We start from the raw sequence: 7,623 nt of genomic DNA, 5'->3' as shown, positions 1-7,623 counted from the left end.
CGCTTCCCCCGCCGCCGCTGGAGTCATCCGGCTGGCCGCCCGCTGCATCCGTTCCGCCGTCCTGCTTCGAGCCGGAGGCGCTTCCGCCAGCCGCGGCTGCATCCGCAGCGGAGGCGTCGGAAGCCTCTTCGCCCGCCGGAGGCTTCAGGATCAGCTTGACGACCGGCTCTCCATTCAGCTTGGCCTCCATCTGGGAGATGACGTAGCCTTCGCCTTCCGTCACGCATTTGCGGCCGACGGAGCTGCACAGCTGCAGCGCTTCGCGCAGCGACGAGCCTGCAAGGGAAGGAAGCTGCAGCTTGTTCTCCTCCTCCGTCACCAGATAGACGCTCTGGCTGTCCGAGACGATCGTCCCGGCGGCGGGCATCTGCTTCAGCACGCTGGCGCCTTTGCCGACGGCCTTTGAAGCCAGCCCTCTCGCCTTCAGCTCCTGCTGCGCTTTTGCAAGCGTCAGTCCGGTCAGATCCGGCACCGTCAGCGGCTGCTTCTTGTCCTGGGACGGCGGCACGCTCGCATCAGGCTTGACGCCCATATAACGCAGGCTCTGGGTTACGATCTTCTTGAATACCGGAGCCGCGATCTTGCCGCCGCCGGGATCCGGGACGCTGGGCGAATCCACGATGACGTATACGACGAAGCGCGGGTTGCTCACCGGAGCATATCCGATGAATGAAACGACGTATTTGTCCTTGGAATAGGTGCCGTTGACGATTTTCTGGGCGGTGCCGGTCTTGCCGGCTACCCTGTAGCCGGGAATGGCGGCGTTGCGGCCGGTGCCGATCTTGCTGTCGGACACGACCTGCTCCAGGAAGCCGCTCGTAAGCTTCGAGGTTTCCGCCGTGACGACCTGGCGGACCTGCTCCGTCCGCGTTTCCGTCTTCTTGTCCGTGGCCGGATCGTCGATTTCCTTCACGATATGCGGCTTCAGCAGCTTGCCGCCGTTGGCGACGGCGGCGACGGCCGCCACCTGCTGGATCGGCGTCACCGACACCGGACCTTGTCCGAAGGAAGCGCGGGCGACGTCGGACTTGCCCTGGATGTTGAGGCTGCCGCGCACCTCCTGCTTGATCTCAATGCCGGTCTTGGTGCCGAAGCCGAAGTTGCGGATATAATCCGTCAGCTTCTCCTTGCCGAGCCGTTCCATTCCGAGATGGACAAACGCGACGTTGCTCGAGCGCTTCAGCCCTTCCAGATAGGTGATCGGCCCCCATCCCGAGCGCTTGATGTCGTAGACATCCTGACCCGGCACCGATATCCGTCCGGACATGTACTCCTCGTTGGGATTGAACATCTTCTCCTGTACGGCGCCGGCCAGCGTCACGATCTTGAACGTCGAGCCCGGCTCGTAGGTTCCGCCGACGGCGAGATTGTTGAAGTTGATCGGGTTCGACGACGAATACGAATTGGGATTGAAGGTCGGCAGATTCGCCATCCCCAGAACCTCCATCGAATTCGGATCGGCCACGATCGCCGTAATGCTCTGCGGCTTGTAAAGGTCGTAGGCTTCCTGGATCGCGTCCTGGACATAATGCTGGATCTCGTTGTCGATCGTCAGCTTGATGTTTTTGCCGTTCACGGCAGGTACGAGCTTGGCCGTCCCGTTGTCCACCTGAACCCGGTTGCCGTCCTTCTCGTATACGATCTTGCCGTCGGTTCCCTTGAGGACGTCGTTGAAGTCCGCCTCGAGGCCGATGACCGGATCGCCCTGCTTGTTGACGAAGCCGAGCAGATGCGCCGCAAGCGTATTGTTCGGGTAGAACCGCTTGGAGCCTTTGATCAGCGTAATGCCCATGTCGCTGCCGCTGATCTTCTTGCCGCGCTTTTCCTCCAGATCCTTCTTGATCTGCGCGCTGAGCTTGGCCACCTCGTCGGATTTCTTCTTCTCGATGTTGAGCCCTTCCGGCCTCAGCTCGCGGTACTGGGAATATTCCCCCTTGGCATTGCGGAAGCTCACTTGCTTGACAATGTCGGCTTTGGGCTTGCCCAGTATTTTCGAGAGCCCGTCCGCCACCTGATCCTCGATGCCCAGCTCCTGGATGACCTTGGGATTGACGACGACGGTATAAGCGGGAATGTTCATCGCCAGCAGGTTGCCGTTGCGGTCCGTGATCGACCCGCGTTCCGCCGGTATCGTATCGGATGCCGCCCAGATCTTCTTCGCTTCGCCGAGCCAGAAGTCGGCCTTGACGACCTGAACCCAGAAGATGCGGGTAAATAAAACAAGAAAAAGGAGGGTGATGAGCCCTCCGACGAACAGCGTGCGCAGTTTGATTCGCTTGACGGTATCCATGGCTGCTACCTTCCCGTCGTGGCGGAGGCTGCTTCCTCAGTGCCGGCCTGCTCCGGCTCGATCATGCCCTGCGCGATCGCCATGGCGCGGATCCGGTCCGGATCGTTCAGCTTGGCCAGCTCCGCTTGCAGCACTTTCATATCTACGACCGACTCGGCATAAGTGGCGTCCATCGTTTTGATTTGAAGCTGCATGCGGTAGTCCTGCGCATAACGGAAAATGATAAGGACGACAAGGCCGACGATAACAGCTACCGAGAACAGGTAGCGAAGCATTTCAGCCGGAGGAATCATCCTCCTGACCTTCACGACTGTTTTTGTCTCTTTTACCGGCTGCTGTTCCGGCTTTCGTTTGGGCTGCAGCGCCAGGTTGCCGCTCGTGTAAGCCAAAGCTGATTCCCCTCCTGCATGTTGATTCAATTTCATTGCGTCATGGTGAATAAGAGACCACCTGGAAGTTTATGTGCGAAATGACACAGATCCGGAAGCGCTTTGCCGCCATCCGGCTTACAGCTTCTCGGCGACTCTGAGCTTCGCCGACCGGGATCGCGGGTTCGCCTCAAGCTCTTCCTCGCCGGGCAGAACCGGCTTGCGGGTGACGAGCTTCAGCGTGCCGGTGCCGCCGCATACGCATTTCGGAAAATCCGGCGGACAAGTGCATTTCTCCAGGTATCCGGCGAACAGCTGCTTGCAGATCCGGTCCTCGAGCGAGTGGAACGTGATGACGGATACCCGCCCCTTCGGAGCGAGGCAGGCCACGGCCTGCTCGAGCGCTTCCTCCTCCGCTCCGAGCTCGTCGTTGACGGCGATCCGAAGCGCCTGGAACGTTCGTTTGGCCGGATGGCCTCCCGTGCGCCGGGCCGCTGCCGGTATGCCCGACTTGATGAGCTCCACCAGCTCCCCCGTCGTCTTGATCTCCTCGGACTGCCGCTGCTTGACGATTGCGCGCGCGATCTGCCTGGAGAACTTCTCTTCCCCATAGCGGTAAAAAATCCGCGCCAGCTCGCTTTCTTCCCAGTGGTTCAGAATTTCATGCGCCGTGAGCTCCGCCTCGCGGTCCATTCTCATGTCCAGAGGAGCGTCATGATTGTAGCTGAAGCCTCGTTCGGCCTCGTCGAGCTGCGGGCTGGATACGCCAAGATCGAACAGGATCCCGTCGACTTGCGGCACGCCATTCTCGTTCTTCGGGATATCCGCAAGCATGGTCAGCTGTTCCTGCAAGTAACGGAAATTGCTCCGGACAAGCGTCACCCGGTCCATGTAAGGAGCCAGCCTGACCTTGGCGTTGTCGTGAGCCCAGTCGTCCTGGTCGAAGGCGATCAGCCGGCCTTTGCCGGAGAGCCGGGAAGCGATCAACTCGCTATGCCCCGCGCCGCCGAGCGTACAGTCGACATATATGCCGTCAGGACGGATATTCAGGCCCTCTACGGCCTCTTCCTTGAGTACGGTAATGTGATGAAACAAAGGGGTGTCCTCCTGATGGTTCTTGATGACTGACTAGGATGCACAACGATACTTAATCCAAAACTAATGTCGTGAATCAGAAATTAATGTCGAAATCGGTCAATTTTTCCGCAATTTCGTTGAACGTATCCTCGGATTGCTGATAGTAGCCTTCCCACACCGGCTTGCTCCATATTTCCACCCGGCTGGATACGCCGAGCACCATGCAATCCTTCTGCAGCTTGGCATACTCCGTCAGATGGCTGGGCAAATTTACCCTTCCCTGTTTGTCGAGCTCCAATTCGACGGCCCCGGAAAAGAAGAACCGGCTGAACGCCCGCGCATCCGCCTTCATCAGCGGCAAGCGGCGGATCTTCTGCTCGAGCTCGCTCCATTCGGCCTGGGGATACACGAAGAGGCAGTTGTCCAGGCCACGGGTGGCGATAAACGTAGAGCCGAGAGCTTCGCGGAATTTGGATGGAATCGTGAGCCGGCCTTTGTCGTCCAAGCTGTGCTGGTGTTCTCCCAGAAACATCGGCGCCCCACTCCCTCCCCCTATTCCACCACTTTGCCCCACTTCTCCCCACTAGGAAATTGGTATTCGCCGCCTGAACTCTATTTCCTCCTTCAAAACGAAGATTTGGCCAAACTTTTTCACCTAAAAATTTTCTCATCTTTGAAACTTTTCGCCTATAATGCTCGTGTATCTTGTTCTCGTTACGCGACTATCAGCATCCTGTTTGCAGGTAAAAGTACAGATCGAAAACCGCCCATTAAAAAAAAGCCGCCCCTCGCGGGGACGGCTTAGGCAGCGGTCAGGAAGACCAGCTGTCCAAATAGTTGATCTGCTCTTCGGAGAGCGAGTCGATTCCGATGCCGAGCGCGCTCAGCTTCGTTCTCGCGACTCTTTCATCCAGTTCGTAAGGAACGTTGATGACCTTGGCCCCAAGCTCCTTGTAGGAATCGTTGACGTATTTGAGAGAGACCGCCTGCAGCGCGAAGGTCATATCCATGATTTCGGCCGGATGGCCGTCGCCCGCGGCAAGATTGACGAGGCGGCCTTCGGCAAGGACATAAATGCTGCGTCCGTCCTCCAGCTTGTACTCCTCGATGTTTTTGCGTACGGTGCGGATCTCCGAAGCCAGCGCAGCCAGATCCGGCTTGCTGAACTCGACGTCGAAGTGGCCTGCGTTCGCAAGAATGGCGCCGTTTTTCATGACGGGATAATGCTCGCCGTTGATGACGGCCTTGTTGCCGGTAACGGTGATGAACATGTCGCCCAGCTTGGCGGCCTCGATCATCGGCATGACCTGGAAGCCGTCCATGTAGGCCTCGACTGCCTTGATCGCGTCGACTTCCGTCACGATGACATTGGCGCCTAGTCCCTTGGCCCGCATCGCCACGCCCTTGCCGCACCAGCCGTAGCCGACGACGACGACCGTCTTGCCCGACACGACCAGATTGGTCGTGCGGATCAGGCCGTCCCAGGCGGATTGGCCCGTTCCGTAGCGGTTGTCGAACAGATGCTTGCAGTAGGCGTCGTTGACCGCGACCATCGGGAACTTCAGCGCGCCTTCCTTCTGGAGCGCCTTCAGCTTGATGATGCCCGTCGTCGTCTCTTCCGCCCCGCCGCGGATGTTCACCATCAGATCGGGACGCTCGGAGTGGAGAATCGTAGCGAAGTCGCCGCCGTCGTCGATGATGAGGTCGGGCTTGCTCTCAAGCGCCCGGACCATCAGGTCCTTGAACTCACGAGGATCCGGATTGTATTTGGCGAACACGGTGATGCCCGCTTCCACGAGCGCCGCGCAGACATCATCCTGGGTGGACAGCGGATTGCTGCCCGTTATGGTCACCTCGGCTCCGCCGGCCTGGACCACTTCCGCCAGATAGGCGGTCTTGGCTTCCAGATGGAGGCAGATCGATACCTTCAGCCCTTTGAACGGCTGCTCCTTCTCGAACTGGGCGCGGATCTCGTTCAATACGGGCATATGGGCCTGAACCCAGTCGATCTTGAGACGGCCCTCCGCCGCCAGCGACCTGTCGGCCACGATGCTGACTTCTTTTGCGTCGATTGTCATAGCTGCTTTCACACCTTCCATGATTCCATTCTGATGTCGGACGGCGCCGGGCCGCCGCTGCTTACAAGCGTACCAGCCTATGTCCCGCGCAAGGCTCGAAAGGAGCCGCGAGCAAAACGTCCAGCCATCTGCGGCCATATACGTTCAAATAGTACACGGATGCCAGAACCCGCTCCTGCGGACGGCCTTCCGGACATACTGCCGTTCCGAGCGCATCCATCCGGTCCAGTGCGGTCTGCTCCCTGCTCTCCAGCGCTTTTTTGGTCTTGTCTTCCATGTACTGGATTTCACGGGCAATGCGGCTCCAGTTGTTCTCGCCAAGATCCGCCAACCCCTTCTCCACGGATGCGGCCATCGCCAGCGCAGGGCTGTAGGCGTCCCGCATGCGCAGCAGCGCTTCCTGGAAGCGCTCGCTGATGCCGTAATGTCCGCTGCCGGCGAGCCACTGCTTCTTCTTGGCTTCGATTCCGCCGAGAGCGTCTTCAAAGGAGATTCCGTACGCCTCCATCGTTTTGGCCGCTGCCGGTTCCAGCAGCGTGAAGGAGAGCCGCGGCGTCAGGATCGGCATCTCCATCCCCAGTTCGCGGAATGCGGCCCCGGTCTGAGCCCAATAGGCGATCTCTCCGGGACCAAGCACCGTCGAGAGGACAGGGAACAGAAACTCCTGCATGAGAGGTCTCGTGAACACATTGTTGCTCAGCCGCTCAGGCTGCCGCTCGGCGATGGACGCCAGTTCTCGGGAACTGAGCGAGACGAGTCCCTTGCGATCCTCGAAACGGTCGCCTCTGCGGTGGAGAAGCACCCTCTCTTCGGCGCCGGCTTCCCCATCTTGGTGGAAGAGGAACAGGTTGGCGCCTCCTTCCGCAAGGTCGGCCTGCGGCTTGTATCCAAGCTCTTCCACACTGGCGGTGCCCGCAAGGAATGCCTGCTCGAGCTGGGCGTTGCGCGATACGAGCTCGGAGAACATCGGCCCCTCCAGGCTGCGCAGTCCCGGATCGTCGGCATCGACGAGGAGCAGTCCCTTCTCTCCGAACAAGGCGTTCAGCATCAAGGCGAACAGTTCCGTCAGCGTCCTGCAGCTCTCCGAGCCGTGCCGCAGCTCGGCGCACAGCGCAAGCTTATGCGGGCTGTCGGGCAGAGCCGCTTCGAGCTGGGCGAGCGCCTCCCCAAGCATCCCGGGATCGAGCTGCGTCCGGCTGACGGAAGAGCGGCCGCTGCCCGGTCTTGGCGTGGACAGCTTGCGGGTACCCGTCCCTCCGGCATCGGGCACGAAAGTCTGGCTGGCCTCGTCCCAGTCGTGATCCTCGCCGGCGATCCAAAACACCGGCACGACGGTCTCGCCAAGCAGGCGTGATGCCCATTCGGCGGTCTGCAGGATCGTCACCGCCTTATGTATGATCATCAAGGGACCGGTCCACAGTACGGCCTGCTGGCCGCCGACGACGACGGGCGACCCTTGCTCCAGCAATTCCAGATTGGAGCGGACCTGTTCGGATAGTCCGAACGGCTCTTGGTACTTCTTCACTGCGGCAGCCACGCTTCGGCTGTCGGCACGCAAGCCTTCATGATTTCTGAGCCGGCGCAGCCGCGTCTTCCAATGTTCCTCATCTGCGGCATGATAGCCGAGCAGCGGCTCAAGCGCCTCGCGCTTGCGGCCGATGTAATCATCGGCAAGCGGCTGGCCAAAAGGCAGGCAAATCGTCTCCATATTCATCGGGTAACCTGCAACCCCCCAGCTGTAAATGCGAAGCTTTCGCTACGATTGTACACCTTGAGCGGGTACCCGTCAAAACCGTAACCGAAATTAGTA

At 59.8% G+C, this 7,623-nt stretch carries 6 protein-coding genes; all 6 read right to left on the bottom strand.

Annotated elements, in window-relative coordinates; all coding sequences use genetic code 11:
* Positions 1 to 2,290 (bottom strand): penicillin-binding transpeptidase domain-containing protein (locus tag BN871_RS03245; protein ID WP_048744440.1); only part of this gene is annotated, 2,290 nt, incomplete at its 3' end.
* Between the two features lie 5 nt (positions 2,291 to 2,295).
* Complete coding sequence (locus BN871_RS03240; protein WP_021877487.1) at positions 2,296 to 2,679, bottom strand: cell division protein FtsL; 384 nt, start codon at positions 2,677 to 2,679, stop codon at positions 2,296 to 2,298.
* Between the two features lie 117 nt (positions 2,680 to 2,796).
* Entirely contained in the window at positions 2,797 to 3,753 is a 957-nt protein-coding gene (rsmH, locus tag BN871_RS03235) for a 16S rRNA (cytosine(1402)-N(4))-methyltransferase RsmH (protein WP_048744438.1), read from the bottom strand.
* Positions 3,754 to 3,829: 76 nt separating this feature from the next.
* Complete coding sequence (gene mraZ / locus BN871_RS03230; RefSeq protein ID WP_048744436.1) at positions 3,830 to 4,267, bottom strand: division/cell wall cluster transcriptional repressor MraZ; 438 nt, start codon at positions 4,265 to 4,267, stop codon at positions 3,830 to 3,832.
* A gap of 280 nt (positions 4,268 to 4,547) precedes the next feature.
* Positions 4,548 to 5,813, bottom strand: coding sequence for an adenosylhomocysteinase (locus tag BN871_RS03225; protein ID WP_048744435.1), 1,266 nt, complete (start codon positions 5,811 to 5,813; stop codon positions 4,548 to 4,550).
* A 61-nt stretch (positions 5,814 to 5,874) separates the two neighbouring features.
* Positions 5,875 to 7,527: a bacillithiol biosynthesis cysteine-adding enzyme BshC gene (bshC, locus tag BN871_RS03220; RefSeq protein WP_048744433.1), complete on the bottom strand. Its 1,653-nt coding sequence runs from the start codon at positions 7,525 to 7,527 to the stop codon at positions 5,875 to 5,877.
* Between the last annotated feature and the right edge of the window lie 96 nt (positions 7,528 to 7,623).

The sequence above is a fragment of the Paenibacillus sp. P22 genome (assembly GCF_000469945.2).
In the GTDB taxonomy this organism is placed as follows: domain Bacteria; phylum Bacillota; class Bacilli; order Paenibacillales; family Paenibacillaceae; genus Paenibacillus_O; species Paenibacillus_O humicus.
This window is presented reverse-complemented; position numbering and strand designations above follow the sequence as displayed.